Origin of the sequence: Tritonibacter scottomollicae, from assembly GCF_032924845.1 — a bacterium.
Taxonomy (GTDB): domain Bacteria; phylum Pseudomonadota; class Alphaproteobacteria; order Rhodobacterales; family Rhodobacteraceae; genus Epibacterium; species Epibacterium scottomollicae.
This window is the reverse complement of sequence record NZ_CP136704.1, coordinates 3,438,709-3,459,950: the sequence shown is the minus strand read 5'-3', so window position 1 is coordinate 3,459,950 and position 21,242 is coordinate 3,438,709. Positions and strand designations below refer to the sequence as shown.

18 protein-coding genes are annotated in these 21,242 nt (G+C 60.2%); 4 read left to right on the top strand and 14 right to left on the bottom strand.

Translation table 11 applies throughout. The annotated features are described in order from the left end of the window. Positions 1 to 13: 13 nt before the first annotated feature. The 3 genes from pncB to pncA form a co-directional block, all read right to left on the bottom strand. A complete protein-coding gene (gene pncB, locus R1T40_RS17135; protein WP_317384980.1) occupies positions 14 to 1,303 on the bottom strand; it encodes a nicotinate phosphoribosyltransferase in 1,290 nt (429 codons plus the stop codon). Positions 1,304 to 1,366: 63 nt separating this feature from the next. Next, positions 1,367 to 3,460: a hybrid sensor histidine kinase/response regulator gene (locus R1T40_RS17130; protein ID WP_317384979.1), complete on the bottom strand. Its 2,094-nt coding sequence runs from the start codon at positions 3,458 to 3,460 to the stop codon at positions 1,367 to 1,369. 263 nt (positions 3,461 to 3,723) lie between these two features. Further along, complete coding sequence (gene pncA, locus R1T40_RS17125; protein ID WP_317386991.1) at positions 3,724 to 4,317, bottom strand: bifunctional nicotinamidase/pyrazinamidase; 594 nt, start codon at positions 4,315 to 4,317, stop codon at positions 3,724 to 3,726. Positions 4,318 to 4,532: 215 nt separating this feature from the next. Between pncA and trhO the strand changes: the two genes are divergently transcribed. Beyond that, positions 4,533 to 5,426: an oxygen-dependent tRNA uridine(34) hydroxylase TrhO gene (gene trhO, locus R1T40_RS17120; protein WP_317384978.1), complete on the top strand. Its 894-nt coding sequence runs from the start codon at positions 4,533 to 4,535 to the stop codon at positions 5,424 to 5,426. A gap of 4 nt (positions 5,427 to 5,430) precedes the next feature. Here the strand turns inward: trhO and R1T40_RS17115 are convergent, their stop codons facing one another. The 10 genes from R1T40_RS17115 to R1T40_RS17070 form a co-directional block, all read right to left on the bottom strand. Then, positions 5,431 to 6,297 (bottom strand): alpha/beta hydrolase family protein, encoded by an 867-nt coding sequence (locus R1T40_RS17115; protein WP_317384977.1) that lies wholly within the window; start codon positions 6,295 to 6,297, stop codon positions 5,431 to 5,433. Beyond that, positions 6,290 to 6,742, bottom strand: a complete 453-nt coding sequence (locus R1T40_RS17110; RefSeq protein WP_317384976.1) for a MarR family winged helix-turn-helix transcriptional regulator — start codon at positions 6,740 to 6,742, stop codon at positions 6,290 to 6,292. The genes R1T40_RS17115 and R1T40_RS17110 overlap by 8 nt, the downstream gene beginning before the upstream one ends. A gap of 159 nt (positions 6,743 to 6,901) precedes the next feature. After that, the gene (locus R1T40_RS17105; RefSeq protein ID WP_317384975.1) at positions 6,902 to 8,047 is read right to left on the bottom strand and encodes an iron-containing alcohol dehydrogenase; all 1,146 of its coding nucleotides are present in this window, start codon (positions 8,045 to 8,047) and stop codon (positions 6,902 to 6,904) included. A gap of 94 nt (positions 8,048 to 8,141) precedes the next feature. Further along, positions 8,142 to 9,524 (bottom strand): aldehyde dehydrogenase family protein, encoded by a 1,383-nt coding sequence (locus R1T40_RS17100; protein WP_317384974.1) that lies wholly within the window; start codon positions 9,522 to 9,524, stop codon positions 8,142 to 8,144. Between the two features lie 102 nt (positions 9,525 to 9,626). Further along, positions 9,627 to 10,979 (bottom strand): glutamine synthetase family protein, encoded by a 1,353-nt coding sequence (locus R1T40_RS17095; RefSeq protein ID WP_317384973.1) that lies wholly within the window; start codon positions 10,977 to 10,979, stop codon positions 9,627 to 9,629. A gap of 75 nt (positions 10,980 to 11,054) precedes the next feature. Further along, positions 11,055 to 12,089, bottom strand: coding sequence for a TRAP transporter substrate-binding protein (locus R1T40_RS17090; protein ID WP_317384972.1), 1,035 nt, complete (start codon positions 12,087 to 12,089; stop codon positions 11,055 to 11,057). Positions 12,090 to 12,118: 29 nt separating this feature from the next. Continuing rightward, the gene (locus tag R1T40_RS17085; RefSeq protein WP_317384971.1) at positions 12,119 to 12,856 is read right to left on the bottom strand and encodes a DUF4336 domain-containing protein; all 738 of its coding nucleotides are present in this window, start codon (positions 12,854 to 12,856) and stop codon (positions 12,119 to 12,121) included. Beyond that, positions 12,846 to 14,165, bottom strand: coding sequence for a TRAP transporter large permease (locus tag R1T40_RS17080; protein ID WP_106164398.1), 1,320 nt, complete (start codon positions 14,163 to 14,165; stop codon positions 12,846 to 12,848). The genes R1T40_RS17085 and R1T40_RS17080 overlap by 11 nt, the downstream gene beginning before the upstream one ends. Further along, on the bottom strand, positions 14,162 to 14,749 hold the full coding sequence (locus R1T40_RS17075; RefSeq protein ID WP_106164399.1) for a TRAP transporter small permease subunit: 588 nt from the start codon (positions 14,747 to 14,749) through the stop codon (positions 14,162 to 14,164). The genes R1T40_RS17080 and R1T40_RS17075 overlap by 4 nt, the downstream gene beginning before the upstream one ends. Next, positions 14,746 to 15,510, bottom strand: a complete 765-nt coding sequence (locus R1T40_RS17070; RefSeq protein WP_317384970.1) for an N-formylglutamate amidohydrolase — start codon at positions 15,508 to 15,510, stop codon at positions 14,746 to 14,748. The genes R1T40_RS17075 and R1T40_RS17070 overlap by 4 nt, the downstream gene beginning before the upstream one ends. 113 nt (positions 15,511 to 15,623) lie before the next feature. On the opposite strand from R1T40_RS17070, the gene R1T40_RS17065 reads away from it, so the two are divergent. Genes R1T40_RS17065 through R1T40_RS17055 form a run of 3 tightly spaced genes read left to right on the top strand, consistent with a single transcriptional unit; the run spans position 15,624 to position 18,812 of the window. Then, entirely contained in the window at positions 15,624 to 16,481 is an 858-nt protein-coding gene (locus tag R1T40_RS17065; RefSeq protein WP_317384969.1) for a MurR/RpiR family transcriptional regulator, read from the top strand. Positions 16,482 to 16,539: 58 nt separating this feature from the next. Next, entirely contained in the window at positions 16,540 to 17,700 is a 1,161-nt protein-coding gene (locus R1T40_RS17060) for an AMP-binding protein (protein WP_317384968.1), read from the top strand. After that, positions 17,700 to 18,812: an acetyl-CoA C-acyltransferase gene (locus tag R1T40_RS17055; protein ID WP_317384967.1), complete on the top strand. Its 1,113-nt coding sequence runs from the start codon at positions 17,700 to 17,702 to the stop codon at positions 18,810 to 18,812. The genes R1T40_RS17060 and R1T40_RS17055 overlap by 1 nt, the downstream gene beginning before the upstream one ends. A gap of 52 nt (positions 18,813 to 18,864) precedes the next feature. On the opposite strand, the gene katG is transcribed toward R1T40_RS17055, so the two are convergent. Then, entirely contained in the window at positions 18,865 to 21,078 is a 2,214-nt protein-coding gene (gene katG, locus R1T40_RS17050; RefSeq protein ID WP_317384966.1) for a catalase/peroxidase HPI, read from the bottom strand. Positions 21,079 to 21,242 lie beyond the last annotated feature (164 nt).

The window sequence follows — 21,242 nt, the reverse complement described above, 5'->3', positions numbered from 1 at the left end:
TCACCACCGGCGATCAGACAATCACGTCCATACTCTCCTGTGCCCCAACGCCAAAGACCCGCTTGTAGCGCGCAATCTCCTCCGCCGGTCCCATCGCTTTCTCCGGATTATCCGACAGCTTTACCGTGGGACGTCCGTTGGCCGAGACCGCCTTGCAGACCAGCGAGAATGGCGCAAGCCCCTCATCGGGTACCAACCCGCGGAAGTCATTGGTCAGCAGTGTGCCCCAGCCGAACGACGCCTTCACCCGGCCTGAGAACTGCCGGTGCAGCTCGGCGATCTTGTCCACATCGAGCCCGTCGGAGAAGATTACCCGCTTTTCACGCGGGTCCTCGCCGCGCTCTTGCCACCAGCGGATGGCGATCTCGGCCGCCGCCGCAGGATCGCCGCTGTCGACGCGAATGCCGGTCCAGCCCGCCAGCCAGTCCGGCGCATTGTCGAGGAACCCCTGGGTGCCATAGGTATCCGGCAGGATGATGCGCAGGTTGCCGTCGTGCTCCTCATGCCAATCGGACATCACATCATAGGGCGCACGCGCCAAGGCGGCATCATCCTCGGCCAGCGCCGAATAGACCATCGGCAGCTCATGGGCATTGGTGCCGATCGCCTCCACCTCGCGTCGCATGGCGATGAAGCAGTTCGAGGTGCCGGTGAAGGATGACCCCAGCCCCTCCATCATTGCCTGCACGCACCAGTCCTGCCAGAGGAACCCATGCCGCCGACGGGTGCCGAAATCCGCAATACCAAGCCCGTCGATGCCGCGCAGCGTCTCGATCTTCTCCCAGACACGGGTCATGGCGCGGGCATAGAGGATCTGGAGTTCGAACCGGTCCATCTGATCCAGCACTGCGCGCGAGCGCAGCTCCATCAGCACCGCCAATGCCGGTATCTCCCACAGCATCACCTCAGGCCAGGAGCCCTCAAACGTCAGCTCGTATTGGTCGCCCTTGCGCTCCAAGTGGTAGGGCGGCAAGCGTAGCCCCTCGAACCACTCCATGAAGTCGGGGCGGAACATCTGCCGCTTGCCGTAGAACGTATTGCCGCGCAGCCAGGTGCTTTCCCCCCGGCTCAGTGACAGCGAGCGGATATGATCCAGCTGCTCGCGCAGCTCGCCCTCATCGATCAGCTTTGCCAGAGGCACCGAGGTGGAGCGATTGATCAGCGAAAAGGTGACCTGAGTGTCCGGCTTGTTGCGGAACACCGACTGGCACATCAGCAGCTTGTAGAAATCCGTATCAATCAGGGACCGGACGATCGGATCGATCTTCCACTTGTGATTGTAGACGCGCGTTGCAATATCCAAGGGCCGACCTCTTGCGGTTGTTCACCGATTGATAGGACAGGCTGCGCCAGTTCAGCAAGCAGTTCAACCGCCTTCGGTCTCGCGGGCGGTTTCGGCGAATTCCAGCAACAGGTTCAGCAACTCGTGGCGCGACAGCGGTTTGCACAGGAATGTGTCCATGCCGGCCTCAAAACAGGCTTCGCGACTGGTGTCGTCCGCATTGGCGGTCAACGCGGCGATAAACGGCTGCACGATGTCGAGTTTGCGAATGGCGCGGGTTGCTTCAAGCCCATTCACCTCCGGCATCGACATATCCATCAGGATGATCTGTGGTTTGAAACCGACCGTCAGCTCCTCTGCCTCCGCGCCATTGCGGGCGAAACGCAGATTGAGTGGCGCATCAGCCAGGAATTTGCTGATCAGCAGACGGTTGACCCGGTTGTCCTCGGCGACCAGCAACCGCAGCCCGTCCAGCCCTGACAGGTCCGGAAGATGGCTCACCGTTTCGGACACTGCCACCGGTACAGTCGGGTTGGAGGCCAGCTCCAGATCGAGTGTCAGCTTGAAACAAGAGCCCTTGCCAGGTGTGGATGTCACGCTGATGTCACCGCCCATGGCCTGCGCCAGCCCCCGAGAGATCGACAGCCCAAGCCCGGTGCCGCCGTATTTACGTGAAATCGCATTATCCGCCTGCGAGAACCGCTCAAAGATATGATCCAGCTTGTCTGCCGGTATCCCAATCCCCGTGTCCTCCACCGCAATGACAGTCGCAAGCGCCTCATCGCGCATCTCGGCGCTGACCCGGATTTTGACATTGCCAGTGGTGGTGAATTTTACGGCATTGCCCACCAAGTTGACGAGGATCTGGCGCAAACGGCGATCATCCCCACACACCCAGGCGGGCACATCGGGATCGATATTGATCGAGAGCGACAGCTGTTTCTCATCCGCCTGACCACGGAGCAGAAGCGCAGTATCGCGCACGCAGGCGTGTAGATCGAATTCCACATTGAACAGGGACACCCCGGCTGCGTTCATACGCGACAGGTCCAGCACATCGTTGATCAGCGACAACAGAGCGCGGGAGGAACTGAGGATCGTCTCGGTGTAGAGTTTCTGGTCCTCGCTCAGATCGGTGGCCTGCAGCATCTGCGCCATGCCGATCACCCCGTTCATCGGCGTGCGGAATTCGTGGCTCATGGTTGCGAGGAACTCTTCCTTGATACGCGCGCCCTCTTCGGCTGCCCTGCGGGCTTCTTTCAATTCGCGTTCGTGCTCCTTGGTTGCGGTCACGTCCCGCTCCACCGCGATGTAGGTCTCCACGCGACCCGCATCATCGAAAACAGGGACCTGATTTGTCTCGATCCAGATGTTCTTGCCATCCTTGCGCCGATTGATCAGCTCTGCCCGAAACGGACGGGCCTCCTTGCGGCCATCCTCAATGAACCGCAATGTGTCCTTGTCAGTCGCATCACTGTTTAGGATCGCTCCCGGATTGCACCCCACCAGCTCATCAAAGGAGTAGCCGGTCATCCGCGAGAAACCGTCGTTGACCCAGCGTACGATTCCATCGCACCCGATCAGCATGACGCCATCATTGGCGTGTTCGGCGATCATTGCCAAGCGCCGCGCTTCCTGCTTCTGGTCGAACAGGCGCATATAGGCATCTTCGAGCGCCTGCCGCTGCAGTGCCTGCGACCGCAGAGTGCGTCGCGCATTTCGATGCCTTTTCTGAACCAGCACTAGAAACCAGATTTGTGTCAGGGCGAAGGCCAAGAAGCCGGCGCCCATGACCTGCAAGCTTGTGCTATCGACTTCATGTACCTGCAAGATATGCGCTGCAATCCCAAGCGGCGGTAAGAGCAGGAAGATCAAGCGCACCGTGGCCGACCACGGCGAATAGCGAAAATCAAGAGAAGCGCTTAGCGAGGCGCCAAGTACGATGCACAAGGCAAAGAAGGGCTCAACCAGCACATCATGAGTGCTGCGCTCCACATGCACTCGAAAATAAGGGATGATTGCGAAGGCGCACATACACAGCGCATGCACCCCTGAATAGACCGAGATTACCAGATGTGCCCGAACGAGCGGCAGCCCTGCATTCAGACGCTTGGGCAAGTTGCGCAGATATGCGGTCTCTGCCAGATCAGCGGTCAGGTAGATTGCAAAAACAAGCAAGGGCCAAAAGGTGCTGAAAATCAGCGACAGAACAAGAGTCGCTCCAACGGCAACCGAAAGGCGGCCATAGAAAAGCCTGCTGCGAATGACTGCATAGCGCGACAATAGCCCCTTGGGGCTGAACTGAGCATTGTGTAACGACAGTGGGCCGTCTGATGCAGGTTTGGTCTGCTCCATGTCACGTGTACTCGGTTGCGCCTGCTCTCTGTCGGCAGGCTCAGACATCTTCTTACAGCACTGAGATTAACAAATGACCGACCTGCTCAGGCAAATTTCACGCCCCGCTGACGCATATTCTCCATTTGCGTGCTCAGAGATCCGTCAAGGTCAATCGCCCGGCAGGCGTCGAGCACAACCCTGACGGAGAAATTGAGACGACGGGCATCCAGCGCGGAAAAGGCGACACAGAAATCCGTGGCCAACCCGACCATCGTCAGATCCGTGATCCCGCGGCTGCGCAAATATCCTTCAAGCCCGGTTGGAGTGGTCTGATCGTTCTCAAAAAACGCAGAGTAGCTATCAACATCGGGACGAAACCCCTTGCGAATAATCAGGTCGCCATCGGTTCGCAAATCGGAGTGAAACGCCGCGCCCGAGCTGCCCTGCACACAGTGATCCGGCCATAACACCTGTTGGCCATAGGGCATCTCTGTCGTATCAAACGGCCCGTGTCCGGGATGCGAGCTGGCAAAGGAAGAATGCCCCGATGGATGCCAGTCCTGAGTCAGAATCACCGTATCGAACTGCTGCATCATGGCATTGATGGGTGCGACCACCTGATCTCCATCCGGCACGGCCAGCGCTCCGCCGGGGCAGAAATCATTCTGCACATCGATTACGATCAGCGCTTCGGTCATCATCGTCTCCAATATCGTTCATATCGTTGGCTCTTTCTGATCAGAAGACTGCGCCAAACGGCCTGCAAGCGCAATCAACCACAAGGTGTTTCACCCTGAGGTTGCCTGTGACTCGAACGCCAGCAAATGATATATTTCAGCTACTTATTTCCGCGCTCATGGTTGACATTTTCTCATCTTGCAAAATTGCGCACTTCGCTCTATCCGCCCCTTCTATGTACACCATTGCCGCACTCTACCAGTTCACCCGCTTTGACGATCCAGCCGCGCTAAAGCCGGCGCTGCTCGACCTGTGTCTTGCGCAAGACGTCAAGGGCTCGCTTCTGCTGGCCAAGGAAGGGATCAACGGAACGATCGCAGGGCCGCGGCGCGGGATCGACACAGTTCTTGCGCACATCAAGTCCCTGCCCGGCTGTGACGGGCTGGAGTGGAAGGAAGCGACAGCAGAGCAAGCTCCCTTTGGCAAGATGAAGGTTCGGCTGAAGAAAGAGATTGTCACCATGGGCCAGCCGGACGTCGATCCGCGCGCCACAGTCGGCCACTATGTGGAACCGGGTGAATGGAACGACCTGATCCGCTCTGACGATGTGGTGGTGATCGACACCCGGAATGACTACGAGGTCGCCATCGGCACCTTCGAAGGCGCTCTGGACCCGAAAACCGAGAGTTTTCGCGAATTTCCGAAATGGTGGGAAGAGAACAAGGACCGCTTTCACAACAAGCGCGTTGCCATGTTCTGCACGGGCGGCATTCGCTGCGAGAAGTCGACCAACTACCTGCTCTCGCAGGGGGTCGAGGACGTCTATCACCTGAAGGGCGGTATCCTGCGTTATCTTGAAGAAATGCCCGAGGACAACAGCACCTGGCAGGGCGAGTGTTTTGTCTTCGACAATCGCGTGTCTGTCGGGCACGGGCTGGCGGAAGGCCCGCACGAGCTATGCCACGGCTGCCGACGTCCGATCCTGCCTGCCGACAAGGCGCGTCCGGAGTTCGAGGCCGGGGTCTCCTGTCACCAATGCCGCGACACCACCAGCGACGCGGACAAAGCGCGCTTCCGTGAGCGGCAGAAACAAATCCACCTGGCGCGCGAGCGCGGCGAGCTCAGTTGAAGTTTTAAAGACCGCATTCCAACCAGTCAGATACCTCGTCCCAAAGAGCCTCACGCCCCGGGCGAAAGGCACCTTCGTGCCCGATGCGGTTCACGCCGTACTCTCGTGGACTGCGCACGACCAGTTCCGTATCCGCACTCGGATAAACCGCGAGCAGGTCCCGTCCACTCGCGCGCGTGGCTATGGGATCATCCGAGAAGATCCACGACCGGATCGGCGCGTTGACCTCTGCATAGGCTTGAGGTTGCAGGGCGCCCTCTAGATCAGGCTGGAAATAGCCCCGCCGGTGGCTCCAGCGTCTCCATGTGCGGAACAGACGCGGAGGTAGCGCCTCGCCCTGCCAGCCTCCGATCGGCATCACAGCCTTGTGCCGCCACAAAGAGTAGCTTCCCAGTCCCCACCAGAAGTAGAGTTCCTTAGGTATATTCCGCCAGTGATGGCCGCCCCAGTAACCGGTTCCAATACTGAGAAACGCATGCCGTAGCAGCCGGGATTGGTTCGGCATCAAACCCAGAAAATGCCCCCCCACACTATGCGCTACATGCGCGAGCGGGAGATCACCGGCAACGCGTGCCAGAACATCAACTGCGGCGGACATGTCATACCGGCCCCAGTCGGAGTACTCGATATTGGCAAAGTCATGCCCAGCGTTGAAGGATCCACCGATACCGCGATAGTCGTAGGTCAATACCAGTGCACCCCGATCCGTAAGATACTGTGCAAAATGACGGTAGAACCTGCGGGGAAACCCTGTGCCCGCCGACATCATCACCGCGTGTGTCGCTTCGGCTTGACTGTGGTACAGCGTGCCCGCCAGAGGCCAACCATCTGCCGCCGCAAAGCCAATGTCTTCGATCAAAGTTTCAGCCATGGGACGCTGGGCCTCCTGCGATGATCTCGTCGGCGTTGTCTTCCAGATGGGTCAGAAAGCGCCGGATCACCTCGCATTCCTCGTCGCTGAATGGAGCCAGCAAGGTTGCATTATAGTGACGTGTGTCCTGACGTGCGCGCATCGCCAGCGCTTCGCCCTTCTCGGTCAGGTGGACGAGAATGCTGCGTCCATCGGTTGTCGCCGGTTTGCGGGACACCAACCCTCGCGTGCTCAGCCGGTCTACCAGACCTGTGATGCCGGAGTTGGCCATGGAAAGCTGCGCGGCAAGTGCGGTTGATGGAAGGGCACCGTCGTTCAGCAGGATAATCAGCACCGCCATCTGGCTAGTGCTCAGATCCAACTCCTGCCGGCCGCGATTGTCTGCGGCACGGAACAACGAGCTATGGGCCTTTTGCAAGTGATGAAAGACACGAAACCTTGTCAAACCAATCTCCTTCGCATGCAAAGCAATTTAGTTTGTATAGGAATTACTTTCAGCTCATGACAATGGTGTCCCTACGTCAGGCAAGCGCGCCTCGATACAAAAAAGGCCACGCCCAGGGGGCGCGGCCTCTCTCATTCCGGGGGGGGGCTGGCGGCCCTGTCAGAGCGCCGCTTTGAACAGCTGCGTCAGGTTTTCTTCGGTCAGTTTGATCGGGTTTCCGCCGCAGCTCGGGTCAATGATCGCGCCTTTGACCAGCTCCGGAATCGAGTCCTCGGTCACGCCCAGTTCGGAAAGGCCACGCGGGATGCCGAGACTGTCGTTGAACTCCTGCACAAAGGCTCTGAAGCCTTCAAAGCCCCCCTCAATCCCGAGGTAGGCTGCCGCCATGTCAAACCGCTCCGATATCTCAGAGGCGTTGAACTCCAGCACAGCAGGCATGCAGACTGCATTGGTGGTTCCATGGTGAGTATTGAAATGCGCACCAATCGGGTGGCTCATGGCGTGGATTGCACCGAGGCCTTTCTGAAAGGCTGTCGCGCCCATGGCCGCCGCAGACATCATATGCGCGCGCGCCTCAATGTCGGTGCCATCGGCGTAAGCGCGCGGCAGGTAGTCCTTGACCAGGCGCATGCCTTCAAGCGCCATGCCCTGAGACATCGGGTGGTAGTGCGGCGAGGAGAATGCCTCGACACAGTGAGCAAAGGCATCGAGCCCGGTGCCCGCGGTGATGAACTTGGGCATGCCGACGGTCAGTTCGGGATCGCAAATCACCACGGCCGGCAGGACCTTGGGGTGGAAGATGATCTTTTTCTGATGGGTGACACTGTCAGTGATCACAGAGGCACGGCCCACTTCAGAGCCGGTGCCGGCGGTGGTCGGTACTGCGATGATCGGTGCGATGGCATCTGCATCGGCACGGGTCCACCAGTCGCCGATGTCCTCAAAATCCCAGACCGGGCGGGTCTGGCCCGCCATGAAGGCAACCATCTTGCCCAGATCAAGACCGGAGCCGCCGCCAAAGGCGATCACGCCGTCATGGCCGCCGGCCTTGTAGGCCGCGACACCGGCATCGAGGTTCTTCTCGTTCGGGTTGGGATCCACCTCGGAAAACATCCCGCGACCAAGGCCGGCGGCCTCCATGATGTCGAGGGTGGATTTTGTCACGGGTAGATCCGCAAGCCCCTTGTCGGTGACCAGCAGCGGTTTCTTGATCCCGGCCTGCGCGCAAGCATCGGCCAGTTCCTTGATCCGGCCTGCGCCGAATTTGATGGCGGTCGGGTATGACCAGTTTCCAATGAGAGACATCAGCATGTTCCTGTGGTGAGCCGGAGGTGGGGGCGCTGCCCCCGCTTGCCATACGGCAAGCTCCCCCGAGATATTTTCAAAAAGATGAAGGGCCTCAGCCCGTGACTTTTTTCAGGTGGTAAGACTTGGGTCGGGTCAGGTTGTGATAGCCGATCATCGACAGGCCACCGCCGCGACCGGTGTTCTTGCAACCGGTCCAGCACAGCCCCGGATCGAGGTAGTCGGCGCGGTTCATGAACACGGTGCCGGTTTCGATCTGATCGCCCATGGCTTGCGCGCGCTCCAGATCCTTGGTCCAGATGGAGGCGGTGAGACCAAATTCGCTGTCGTTCATCAGCTTGATCGCTTCCTCATCGGAAGAGACCTTCATGATGCCGACCACCGGACCAAAACTCTCATCGCGCATCACCCGCATCTCATGGGTGACATTGGTCAGGATCTGCGGTGTCAGATAAGCGCCGCCATCATCGGCTTCCGTGGTGGCGATATGGGCCACGGCGCCCTGTTCGACCGCCTCGGCGATCTGGTCGCGCACCTCTTGGGCGAAGCGCACATTGGCCATCGGACCAATGGTAGTCTCCGCATCAAGCGGGTTGCCGAGCTTGTAGCCATTGACCACCGCCAGCGCCTTTTCAAGGAAGCTGTCGTAAAGACTTTCATGCACATAGATGCGTTCGATGCCGCAGCAGCACTGGCCGGAGTTGAACATGGCCCCGTCGATCAGCGTGTCGACCGCCGCATCCACATCGGCGTCCTCCATGACGTAGCCGGGATCCTTGCCACCAAGCTCCGTGCCAACACCGGTGAAGGTGCCCGCCGCTGCGCGTTCCATCGCCTGTCCGCCACCAACGGAGCCGGTGAAGTTCACGAAATCAAACGCCTTTTCGGCAATCAGCGCCGATGTGGTGTCATGATCGAGGAACACATTCTTGAACACATCTTCGGGCACGCCCGCTGCATGGAAGGCCTTTGCCATCCGTTCCCCGACCAGCAAAGTCTGGGTTGCATGTTTCAGCACCACACTATTGCCCGCAATGAGCGCCGGAGCGACCGTGTTGATGGCGGTCATATATGGGTAGTTCCAGGGCGCGACCACAAAAACCACGCCGTGGGGAATGCGCTTGATGTAGCGTTTGAACGTCGCGTCTTCGCCGACCTCGATATCCGCCAGCGACTCAGCCGCGATCTGCGCCATATGTGATGCGCGTTCGTTAAACCCGCCAAACTCGCCGCCAAAGCGCACGGGACGGCCCATCATATGGGCCAGCTCCGGCACGATCTCGTCGTTCATCTCGCCAATGGCCGCCACACCCGCCATCACGAGGTCAATGCGCTCCTGAAGCGGGCGCGCCGCCCAGGCCTTCTGTGCCGTCCGCACAGCGACCACCTCGGCGCGGGCGGCGTCCAGATCCAGCGTCTCGCGGCTGGCGTAGACCGATCCGTCGATCGGCGAAATACAGTTCAGTGTCTTGCCCATTGGCCAACTCCTCCGGGGGCGCAGGATACGGCCCCGATTATCTTCAGCTTTTTCCAAATACCTCGGGGGTGCGGGGGCTGGCCCCCGCCTGTCCGCGCGATATCAGGCTTTCTCAAACCCGCGCGCAACTTCGTAGTCGGTCACCACGCGGTTGAACTCTTCAATCTCCCATTCAGCCGCGCGGGCATAATGAGTGATCACCTCTTCGCCAAAGGCCTCACGCAGCATATCAGACGCCAAAAGCGCCTCACGTGCGGCCAGCAAGGTGTTCGGTATGTGCTGCTGCGGCTTGCCCGCATAGGCGTCGCCAGCGAAGGCGTCCTGCAACTCGAGCTTCTCCTCGATCCCTTTGAGGCCCGCCGCCAGCATAGCAGCTTGTGCCAGATAGGGGTTCATATCAGATCCCGGCACTCGGCATTCCACGCGCACCGCTTTGCTTCCTTCACCGCACAGGCGGAACGCTGCGGTGCGGTTATCAACCGACCAGACCAGCTGTGTCGGTGCAAAGGTGCCCTTGGCGAAACGCTTGTAACTGTTGATGTAGGGCGCCATGAAATAGGTGAAGTCAGCCGCGTATTTCAACAGCCCCGCCATATAGTGGTCCATCAGCTTCGACTTGCCGAGCGGCGCGCTCTCATCAAAGAAGGCGTTCGCGCCCTCTTTCCACAGCGACTGATGCACATGCGCGGCAGACCCGACACGATCCTGGTGCCATTTGGGCAGGAAGGTCGCGGCATAACCCTGCTGGTGCGCGATTTCCTTGATGCCGTGCTTGGCCAGCGTGTGGTGATCGGCGGTCGCCAAAGCCTCGTCATATTTGACGTTCAGCTCTTCCTGACCGGCTTCTGCCTCGCCCTTCGAGCCTTCGATCGGAATACCCATAGCGCGCAAATGGTTGCGGATCGGGCGCATCACGGGTTCCTCCTTCGAGGTCTGCATGATGCTGTAATCTTCGTTGTAGGTGGAGATTGGCTCAAGTTTCTGGAACCCACCGGCAGCGATTTCGTCATGGGTGCCTTTGAAGAGGAAAAACTCCAGCTCGGTGGCCATGACCGGCGACAGCCCCAGTTCCGCACAACGCGCGATCTGTGCCTTCAGCATTTCCCGCGGGGAATGCGCCACCGGCGCGTGGGTGTGGTGGTCGATCACATCACAGAGCACCATGGCGGTCCCATCGAGCCACGGCACCGGGCGCAGCGTCGAGAGATCCGGCTTCATGATGTAGTCGCCGTAGCCCCGCTCCCAGCTGGTGGAGGCATACCCATCGGGCGTTGCCATGGCGAGGTCGGTGGCCAGCAGATAGTTGCAGCAGTGGGTTTCACCTTCGGCCATCTCAAGAAAGGCGTCGGCGTGGAAGCGTTTGCCCATCAGGCGGCCCTGCATGTCCACAATGCAGACCAGCACGGTGTCGACCTGTCCGGCGGCGATCTGTTCCTTGAGATCCTCGAAAGTCATCTGGCGTTCCCTGTTATTCTGACAGGGGGCAGGACAAAGCCCTGCCCCCGACATATGTTGGTTTTCTTACGGAGATCAGCCGTAGCGATACGGACGGCCGGCCTTGGCCATGTCGGCGTTGTACTTCTTGAAGATCTCGACAACGCGCGCCTTGGTCTCGGACTCGGCTGCAATCTCGTCCCAGAACTTCACGGCAGCGTCTTCGACCTGCTGCCATTCGGCATCGGGGATCGACGTCAGTTTCAGCTTGTCACCGTTGACCCGCAAGGACGCTTCACCACCCCAATACCACCACTGACGATAGTAGTGCGACTGATCCGTGCAGACGCGGAACAGCGCCTGCAGATCTTCCGGAAGCTCATTCCAGCGATCCATATTGGCAAAGAACGACCCGGCCCAAGCACCCGAGATATTGTTGGTCAGGAAGTGGTTGGTCACATCGGCCCAACCCACGGTGTAGTCTTCGGTAATGCCGGACCATGCGACGCCATCCAGCTCGCCGGTCTGCATCGCGACTTCGATGTCCTCCCATGGCAGGGTCACCGGCACCACGCCAAACTGGCTCAGGAAACGGCCCGCAGTCGGGAAGGTGAAGACGCGCTTGCCCTTCAGATCCTCAAGCGAGTTGATCGGATCTTTGGTGGCAAAATGGCAGGGATCCCAGGCCCCGGCAGAGATGTGCTTCACGCCGACCTTGGAGTACTCTTCGTCCCAGATCTCGTTCAGGCCGTACTGGTTGAACAACACCGGAACGTCGAGCGAATAGCGGGACGCGAAGGGGAAATAGCCACCAAAGACGGTGACTTCGGTCGGTGACGCCATGGAGTCATCATCGGACTGCACCGCATCGATCGTGCCTTTTTGCATTGCGCGGAACAGCTCGCCGGTGGGCACCAGCTGATCGGCGTAGAACAGCTCGATCTGCATGCGGTCGCCTGCGATCTTGTTGAACATCTCGATCGCCGGATCGATCACATGAGCTGCCAGCGCAGGACCGGCATAGGTCTGCATCCGCCAGGTGATCTTGTTCTGCGCGATGGCCGGGGTGGCCAGCGGAGCCGCCGCGGCGCCCAGCGCTGTGGTCTTTAGAAAATTACGACGTGTTGTCATGTCTTTCAGTCTCCTCTGTCGGACTAAGTTCAATGGCTGTGCCCGCAGGGCCTCAGCCGTCTGAATCCTTCCCGGAGCCGTTGCGGTGCATTCTCGCGAAGGATGTCGCCATGCGCGAGCACGACGATATTGGGCTGCCAATCCAGCATCCGGGTCAGCGCATCGCGCAACTTGTCCCGATTGCCGGAGAAGGACATCCAGATGTCCAACGGCATTTTTCCATTGGGGGCGAGGATACCCGCCACCCAGGCAAAGGGTCGGATCCACAGGGGCAGATCCTTGCCATGCATGTTCTCGATCAGGTCGGTGAGCACCAGCGTGTGGCTCTTTTGGTGAAAGAACACGACCTCTGTGTGCGCCTTGCTCCCCCGAACGATAAGTTGATCAATCTCACCCGACCAGTCTGTCGCAGGGCCGTCCTCCAAATCTCGATCAAAGTTGATCTCGACCTTGCGGCTCTGTGCCCGCTCCCGCACGCCGGGTGACGCCCACGCGATGGTATCAGCACAGTGGCGCTGCCAATCCGCGATGTAGGCGTAGTGAATCCAGTTGGGCGACACGAGGTGACGGATGGTGCCCAGCCTCTTCAGTTCTTCCGCCAATGCCTCTGTGTAGGCGATGGGCGAATGCAGGAAGAGGTCGCCGTTCGCCAGCCGGATGACCGTCATCCGGGTCGGGAAAGGGATCCGGTAGAAGTCGATGGTCGGACCATCCACAATCCAGATATCCTCACCCAGAGGCGTCAGGAGAGGCCCGTCATTTCCCATAGACAGTCTCCGGCAGCCACAGCGCAATTTGCGGGAACGCCATGATGATCGCCAGCGCCAGAACCATGATCCCAACAAACGGCACGATCGAACGATAGATATCCGTCAGCGAGATTTCTGGCGGCGCCATCGCGCGCATCAGGAACAGGTTGTAGCCAAACGGCGGCGTCATATAGGCGATTTGCGTGGTGATGGTGTAGAGCACACCATACCAGACCAGATCAAAGCCAAGCGCGGCCACCAGCGGCACATAGAGCGGCGCCACGATCACCAGCATGGCGGTATCATCAAGGAAGGTGCCCATGATGATGAAGCTGAGCTGCATCAGGATCAGGATCATCCAAGGGTTGAGACCCAGCTGCTCGGTGAACAGGCTGTCGATCGCCTTGACCGCGCCGAGACCGTCAAACACCGCGCCAAAGCCAAGGGCCGCGAGAATGATCCACATGAACATGCAGGAAATCGCTAGCGTGCTCTTGGTGCAGGATTCGAAGATCTTCCAGGTCATGCGGCGCTTTGCGACCGATGCCGCCAATGCGGTGAGCGCGCCAATGGCTGAGCTTTCCACCAGCGAGGTCCAGCCGTTGACGAACGGCACCATCATCGCGGCAAAGATCATCAACGGCAGCGCCCCGGCCCAGAGCAGGCGCAGCTTCTCGGCCCGCGGGACCTCATGCGCATCTTCCATGGCCGGGCCCAGCTCCGGGTTCGCTTTGCAGCGCAGCCAGATGTAGAGGATGAAAAGGCCCGCCATCATCAGCCCCGGCACGACCCCGGCAAGCCAGAGCTGCCCGACCGGCTGACGCGCAATCATCGCATAGAGCACCAGAACCACCGAGGGCGGCACCAGAATGCCTAAGGAGGACCCCGCCTGAATGACGCCGGTCACCATGGTTTTGTCATAGCCGCGCCGCAGAAGTTCCGGCAGCGCGATCGTGGCACCGATGGCCATACCAGCCACCGACAGGCCGTTCATGGCCGAAACCAGCACCATCAGGCCGATGGTGCCGATCGCTAGGCCGCCATTGATCGGCCCCATCCAGACGTGGAACATCTTGTAGAGGTCATCGGCAAGGCGGCTTTCGCTCAGCACGTAGCCCATGAAAATGAACATCGGCAGGGTCAGCAGCGGATACCATTTCATCAGCTTCATCGCAGCTGAGAAGGGGATATCATAGCCGCCCACGCCCCACAGCAGCAGCGCCGCTACGGCACCCACCGCGCCAATGGCACCAAAGACGCGCTGCCCGGTAAAGAGCATCAGCATCATCGATGCAAACATGAAGATGGCGATATATTCCTGGCTCATGAGGCGCGCTCGCTTGGGATGTCATGGCCCTTGAGGCGGGCGATATCTTTGAAGAGTTCCGAGATGGCTTGCAGCAGCATCAAGAAGAAGCCGAAGACCATGATGGATTTGATCGGCCAGATGAAAGGGCGCCACGCGGTGGAGGCACGCTCCATGTGGCCAATTTCTTCGGCGCCGGTGATCAAGCCCCAGAAGAAGGCAAAGGGATTGTCGCCCCAATAGCCCAATGAATACGCCGTGGATCCAAGCCCGCCGTAGAACAGAATGGCCAGATAGGTGATCAGCGCCAGCACGGTGAAGGCATCGAACCAGGCTTTCCGTCGTGTTGACCAATTGTGATAGAACAGATCCATGCGCACGTTCGAGCCTAACTGGATCGAGTAAGCGCCGCCGAGAATATAATAGGTGACCATGGCAAATTGTGCCATTTCCAGGGTCCAGAGCGAGGGCAGAAAGAAGGTCTTGGAGATCGAGGACCACAACAGGATCCCCATCATCGCAAACAACCCCCACATCATCACGCGGCCGATCCGATAATTTACCGCATCAACCACGCGCACATATCCAAGCATGGCGCCGATCATGCAAACGCCTCCTTCAGGGTGGAGCGGATCCAGGGCGCGAGCTGTTCAGCCCAATCCGCCTGCTGCTCCGCCGTGGCAATCAGATCGTTTCGTATTTCCAGCATGACGTTCAGGAGCCCGTTGTCGCAGCCATGCAAGTCCAGCGTATGTGCAACCCCGTCCGCGGCGCTGTACGGTTCATTCAACCGAACATTCCACGGCAAGGTTTCGGGCTGCCTGACCATCATCGCCTCGGCAAAGCGATCATCGCGCCCATGCAACAGACCCAACTCCACCGCCCGGCTCTCGCCTTTGTAGATCGGCGTGAAGCTATGCACCGTGACCACCAGGCGCAACGCGTCCTTGCCCCGGTGAATTTCATCGGCAAGCGCGGCGCAGAACGGTTCGTACACCGCCTGCACACGCTGCGCACGGGCGGCATCCGACAGATTTTGATTGCCCGGCACGTCAAAAATCTCTGACGCTGCGGGAATTGCGGTCGGCGACTCCGGCGGTCGGTTGAGGTCATAAACCAGACGCGAGATGCGCCCCTCGACAAGCGGGCCTTGCAACAGTTCTGCCAGTTTGCGGGCCACGCCCAGCGCACCTGGATCCCAGGCAATGTGACTATTGCGTGCAGAGACTTCGAGGCCAAGATCCGCCAAACCCGGAGGGATCCAGTTGGCGGCGTGTTCACACACCACAATCACCTCAGCCCCAGTAGCAGATGAGGTCGTTGAGAAGGAGGGACCGAAGTCAAAGGCAGAGGAATCCGTATTCATATGTAGCATGCTCTTCAGCCGACACCGTTCTGTCAATATGGTTTCTGTAAAAATTCTTTCATCATCATACGTTCTGTAATAAAATGCGAAAAACCTGAGCAGGAGAGCCGTGGATGCCGACGATCGCCGAGAAACTGAAAGCCCGCGAACCTGAATTGACACGGGCGGAACGGCAACTGGCGGCAGCGATCTTGGACAACTATCCCATTCCGGGCCTCGGCAGCATCACAGAGCTGGCAGAGCTGGCCGAAGTCTCCACTCCTACAGTCGCTAGAATGGTGCAAAAGCTGGGTTTTTCCGGCTATCCCGAGTTCCAGCATGCCCTACGAGAAGAACTGCGGGAGATCATCTCCAACCCAGTGGAAAAGCGCGCTGAGCACGCGCCTGCCCTGCCAGAATCACATATGCTGAACCGCTACGCGGTGGGGGTTTACGACAACATTCGCGCCACGCTGGAAAATGTGAACCTGGAAGAGTTCGACACGCTCTGCGCCCTCTTGGCGGACACAGATCACCGGGTCCATATTGCCGGTGGACGGCTCAGTGGCACCTTGGCGCAGTCCTTCTACCTGCATCTGCAGATGATCCGAAGAGATGTCTTCATGATCCCGCCGCGGGCCTCCTGGACCCACTCGGTGCTCGACCTTCTGCCCGGCGATACGCTGATCCTGTTCGATATCCGTCGCTATGAAAACGCCACCCTGCTTCTGGCCGAAATGGCGCATGAGCGCGGGGTCAAGGTCGTGCTGTTCACCGATCAGTGGCGCTCACCGATCCAGAAGGAGGCGACATACACCTTTGCCGCGCGTATCGCGGTGCCGTCGGCCTGGGATTCAGGCCTCGCACTGCTGCTGCTGGTCGAAAGCATGATCGCCAAAATCCAGGAAGATCACTGGGAAACGGTGAAGGCGCGCACCGATGAGCTTGAGGCGGCCTTCGACCGCACCCGCCTGTTTCGCAAGTTCACCTGAGCCCTGTTCCCCGAAAGCCAGCTCGGCTATTCTGCGCGCCGACCCGGATCAGGCAGACATGGATATGCGCAAGGCTCACGACAGATTTCACCTCTCGCCCGAGACCCATGTCCTGACCCCGGATGTGGCAGGTCTGACGGTGCTGCTGGAGACCCTGCGCGAGGGCCATTCCCTTCTTGCACGCCCCTCGGATGAGCCGATTTCCCCTGTGTTAGAGCCGAAACAGTGGCTCTATTGTCAGAGTTCCGGCTCTACAGGCTATGCCAAGACAATCCGGCGTACGCCTGACAGCTGGATCCGCAGCTTCGAGATGGATCAGGAGATGTTCGGTCTGTCCTCGGCGGATGTTTACGCCAGCCTCGGCACGCTTTCGCATTCGCTGACGCTGTTTGCAGCCGTCGCGGCCTGTCATATCGGTGCCGACCTGGCGATGCTGGGGAACATGGCTCCGAGGGGGCAGATTGCTGGGCTTGAGCGCCTTGACGCCTCGGTGCTGTACGCCACCCCGGCGCAGCTTCGGCTGTTGCTGCGGGCGGGTGAGGGGAGCGTGCTTCCTGGTATCCGGCTGATCTTCTCCTCCGGTGGCAAACTGGATCAGCCGACGCGTGCGGCGCTTGGAGTTTTATTTCCGCAGGCCGAGGTGCAAGAGATCTTTGGCGCCACAGAGACCAGTTATATCACGCTGGCCGGACCCGACGCCCCCGCGGGGTCCGTTGGCACGGCCTATCCGGGGGTGGAGCTGCGCCTGACGGAGATGGATGCGGCAGGCGTGGGCGAGATCTGGATGCGCAGCCCGTTCCTGTTTGATGGCTACGCCGAAGGACACAGTGCCGAGACCCTCTGGGACGGCGATTGGCTCACCATTGGCGAGATGGGTTGGATCGACGCTGACGGGAACCTCTACCCAAAGGGGCGGCGCAACCGCATGGTGACAGTAGCGGACAAGAACGTATTCCCCGAAGAAATCGAAGGCGTGCTGATGCGGGTCGAAGGGGTGGAGCTTGCAGTGGCGCTGGCCTTGCCGGACGCCCTGCGCGGCCACCGGATTGTTGCTGTCATCCAGGGCACTGCCGAGGCAAATAAACTGCGACTCCTTTGCCGACAGGAGATTGGCGATCACGCCGCGCCTAAGGAGATCCGCCAACTTGACGCCCTCCCCATGCTGCCCGCCGGCAAGCCCGATTTGCGCGCGCTAGCGCGCCTGTGGGAAGACGTTTGATGCCGAGGATCATCGCGGCCCGACGCACTGCTGTCGTTCCACGGGGCGGCAAATTCGCCTTGTTAGAGCCACATAATCTGGCCAGACCGGTGATCGAGGCCTGTCTTGCGGATGCCGCGCTTGACGCCAGTGATGTCGGCGAACTGATCCTGTCCAACGCGCTGGGTGGCGGTGGCAACCCGGCGCGGATCGCGGCGCTGGCCGTTGGTCTGCCGGAACGGGTGGCAGGCCTCAGCATCGACCGTCAATGCGCGGGCGGGTTGGATGCCATCCTGCTGGCACATGCGCTGATCGAGGCCGGGATGCATGAGGTGGTGATCGCTGGCGGAGCGGAGAGCTACTCCCGCCGACCATTGCGGTCCCGTACCTTTGCCGATGGTCGCCCTCCTGTTCCTTACGATCAGGCGCGGTTCACGCCCTGGGCCGAGCGCGATCCCGACATGGCCAAAGCGGCGGACACATTGGCCCGGACGCTCGACATAACGCAGGGCACTCAGGACGTATGGGCGCAGCGCAGTCATGCCCGCGCCCGCGCGCATGCGGACAAAAGACAGGCCGAAATTGTGCCCGTTGAAGGCGTCACTGAGGATACATTTACCCGCGATCTGACGGATCGGCATTGCCAGCGGGCGAAGACGGTCACCGGCAGCATCACCGCCGCAAACATGGCCGTGGCTGCGGATGCCGCCGCCTTTGTGGTGGTCGTCAGCGATCGTGTAGCGACGCGCTTGCAGAAAGGCGGCATGACACTGGCGCAAGGCGTGACACTTGGCGCCACGCCCGATCAGCCCGGCCTCGCGCCCGTTCCCGCCATTCGCGAGGTGCTGCGCCGTCAGGGCCTGCAGCCCAATGATCTACAGCGGGCAGAGATCATGGAGGCCTTTGCCGTTCAGGCGCTGGCTTGTGTCACAAACGCCCAGTTAGAGCCTGATATTGTCAATCCCGCTGGCGGTGCGCTGGCGCAGGGACACCCTGTTGGTGCCTCCGGCGCGATCCTCGCGGTGAAGCTGTTCCACACCCTGCGTATGGGGGACAGACCGGCCTTGGCCGCGATCGCCGCAGCCGGAGGACTCGGCACCGCCGCTCTGCTTGAGGCCGTCGGCCCAGACTAAAGAAGGCGCCGCAGGACGCGACGCCTTCCTCGATATCTTAGGCCTCAGCGGATCAGCTGAGGTCGAAGCGGTCCAGCTCCATGACCTTGACCCAGGCCGCCACGAAGTCATTGACGAACTTGCCGGCATTGTCGTCCTGGGCATAAACCTCGGACAGGGCACGCAGCTGCGAGTTGGAGCCGAAGATCAGATCGGCACGGGTGCCGGTCCATTTGACCTCGCCGGTTGCCCGGTCGCTGCCCTCGAAGATCTCGCCCGAGTCGTCTGTGGCGGTCCATTTGGTGCCCAGATCCAGCACATTGACGAAGAAGTCATTCGTCAGCTGGCCCTTGCGGGTGGTGAGCACGCCATGGGCACTGTCGCCATAGGTGGCTCCGATTGCCCGCAGACCGCCGATCAGCACCGTCATTTCCGGTGCGGAGAGCGTCAGCAGCTGCGCCTTGTCGATCAGCATCTCCTCGGTGGAGACGGTGAACTTGGTCTTGGCGTAGTTGCGGAAGCCATCGATCTGCGGCTCCATCACGTCAAAGCTCTCGATCTCGGTCTGTTCCTGAGACGCATCGGTGCGGCCCGGGGTGAAGGGCACGGTCACGTCGAACCCTGCGTCCTTGGCAGATTTCTCCACGGCTGCCGTGCCCGCCAGAACGATCAGATCGGCCAGTGAAACCTTCATGCCGCCAGAGCCCGCAGCGTTGAAGCTGCTCTGGATACCTTCCAACACGCCCAGGACCTTTTCCAGCTTGGCAGGCTCATTTGCCTCCCAGGCCTTCATCGGTGCCAGACGGATGCGCGCGCCATTGGCGCCACCCCGCTTGTCGGAACCACGGAAGGTGGAGGCAGAGGCCCAGGCCACATAGACCAGATCCTGCACCGACAAGCCGGAGGCGAGGATGTCTGCCTTCAGAGACGCGACCTCAGTCGCACCGATCAGCGCATGATCGACCGCCGGCACCGGATCCTGCCAGATCAGATCTTCGTCCGGCACATCCGCGCCGAGGTAGCAGGCCTTCGGCCCCATGTCGCGGTGGGTCAGCTTGAACCATGCGCGTTTGAAGGCGTCGGCGAACTCTTCCGGATTCTCGTGGAACCGCTTGGAGATCGGGCCATAGATCGGGTCCATCTTCATCGCCATGTCGGCGGTGGTCATCATGATCGGAACCTTCTTGCCGGAGCCATCCACCTCGGGCGCATGGTCTTCGTCCTTCAGGTCCTTGGCATGCCAGATCCATGCACCGGCAGGGGATTTGGTCAGCTCCCAATCGTAGCCGAAGAGAACGTCGAAATAGCCCATGTCCCATTGGATCGGGTTGGACGTCCACGCGCCTTCGATGCCGGAGGTGATGGTGTCGACGCCCTTGCCGGACTTGTGCGACGACAGCCACCCCTGCCCCATCGCCTCGATGGGTGCGCCTTCGGGCTCTGGTCCGACGGCCTCGACCGGCCCGTTGCCATGCGCCTTGCCAAAGGTATGGCCCCCGGCGGTCAGCGCCACGGTTTCCTCGTCGTTCATCGCCATCCGCGCAAACGTCTCACGAATGTCGCGACCGGAGGCGATCGGATCCGGGTTGCCGTCCGGGCCTTCGGGGTTCACGTAGATCAGCCCCATCTGCACGGCGGCCAGCGGATCTTCCAACTCGCGGTCACCCTGATAGCGGGCCAGCTCGTGGTCGGAGGTGGCAAGCCATTCGTCCTCAGCCCCCCAGTAGATGTCTTCCTCGGGTTCCCAGACGTCGGCACGACCGCCGCCAAAACCAAAGGGCTTCAGCCCCATGGATTCGATAGCGCAATTGCCCGCGAGGATCATCAGGTCGGCCCAGGACAGGGCGTTGCCGTATTTCTTCTTGATCGGCCACAGCAGCATGCGGGCCTTGTCGAGGTTGCCATTGTCCGGCCAGGAGTTCAGCGGTGCGAAACGCTGTGTGCCAGTGGAGCCACCACCGCGACCGTCTGCGGTCCGGTAGGTCCCCGCCGAGTGCCAGGCCATGCGGATCATCAAGCCGCCGTAATGACCGTAATCCGCCGGCCACCAGTCCTGACTGTTGGTCATCAGCGCGATCAAGTCTTTTTTCACTGCATCGAGATCAAGGCTCTTGAAGGCCTCGGCATAGCTGAAATCTTCGCCCAGCGGGTTCTGGCGGGCCTGATGCTGATGCAGAATCGCCAGGTTCAGCTGGTTCGGCCACCAGTCGCGGTTGGAGCGACGCCCCTTGCTGGCGTTGGCTCCGGAAAACGGGCAACCGCCTGCGCTATTGTCTTGTCCGTCCATATCTTCCTCCAGAAAATGTCCGTGGTGGGGACTGTTTGAACTGTTGGGTCAGCCGGGACAGCAACACGCCCTGTCGGCGAATCCGCGACATCAACCCTCGGCCTCATTCGTAGCAAGCATTCAGAATTATTCTAAGTTGCATTTTTTCATGGCGTCGATAAGAA

Coding starts and splice junctions, on each gene's coding strand:
- trhO (WP_317384978.1), top strand. CDS start 4,533: ATGTACACCATTGCCGCACTCTACCAGTTCACCCGCTTTGACGATCCA.
- R1T40_RS17095 (WP_317384973.1), bottom strand. CDS start 10,979: ATGACTTTCGAGGATCTCAAGGAACAGATCGCCGCCGGACAGGTCGAC.
- pncA (WP_317386991.1), bottom strand. CDS start 4,317: ATGACCGAAGCGCTGATCGTAATCGATGTGCAGAATGATTTCTGCCCC.
- R1T40_RS17065 (WP_317384969.1), top strand. CDS start 15,624: ATGCCGACGATCGCCGAGAAACTGAAAGCCCGCGAACCTGAATTGACA.
- R1T40_RS17115 (WP_317384977.1), bottom strand. CDS start 6,297: ATGGCTGAAACTTTGATCGAAGACATTGGCTTTGCGGCGGCAGATGGT.
- R1T40_RS17100 (WP_317384974.1), bottom strand. CDS start 9,524: ATGGGCAAGACACTGAACTGTATTTCGCCGATCGACGGATCGGTCTAC.
- R1T40_RS17090 (WP_317384972.1), bottom strand. CDS start 12,089: ATGACAACACGTCGTAATTTTCTAAAGACCACAGCGCTGGGCGCCGCG.
- R1T40_RS17075 (WP_106164399.1), bottom strand. CDS start 14,749: ATGATCGGCGCCATGCTTGGATATGTGCGCGTGGTTGATGCGGTAAAT.
- R1T40_RS17060 (WP_317384968.1), top strand. CDS start 16,540: ATGGATATGCGCAAGGCTCACGACAGATTTCACCTCTCGCCCGAGACC.
- R1T40_RS17070 (WP_317384970.1), bottom strand. CDS start 15,510: ATGAATACGGATTCCTCTGCCTTTGACTTCGGTCCCTCCTTCTCAACG.
- katG (WP_317384966.1), bottom strand. CDS start 21,078: ATGGACGGACAAGACAATAGCGCAGGCGGTTGCCCGTTTTCCGGAGCC.
- R1T40_RS17085 (WP_317384971.1), bottom strand. CDS start 12,856: ATGGGAAATGACGGGCCTCTCCTGACGCCTCTGGGTGAGGATATCTGG.
- R1T40_RS17080 (WP_106164398.1), bottom strand. CDS start 14,165: ATGAGCCAGGAATATATCGCCATCTTCATGTTTGCATCGATGATGCTG.
- R1T40_RS17055 (WP_317384967.1), top strand. CDS start 17,700: ATGCCGAGGATCATCGCGGCCCGACGCACTGCTGTCGTTCCACGGGGC.
- R1T40_RS17105 (WP_317384975.1), bottom strand. CDS start 8,047: ATGTCTCTCATTGGAAACTGGTCATACCCGACCGCCATCAAATTCGGC.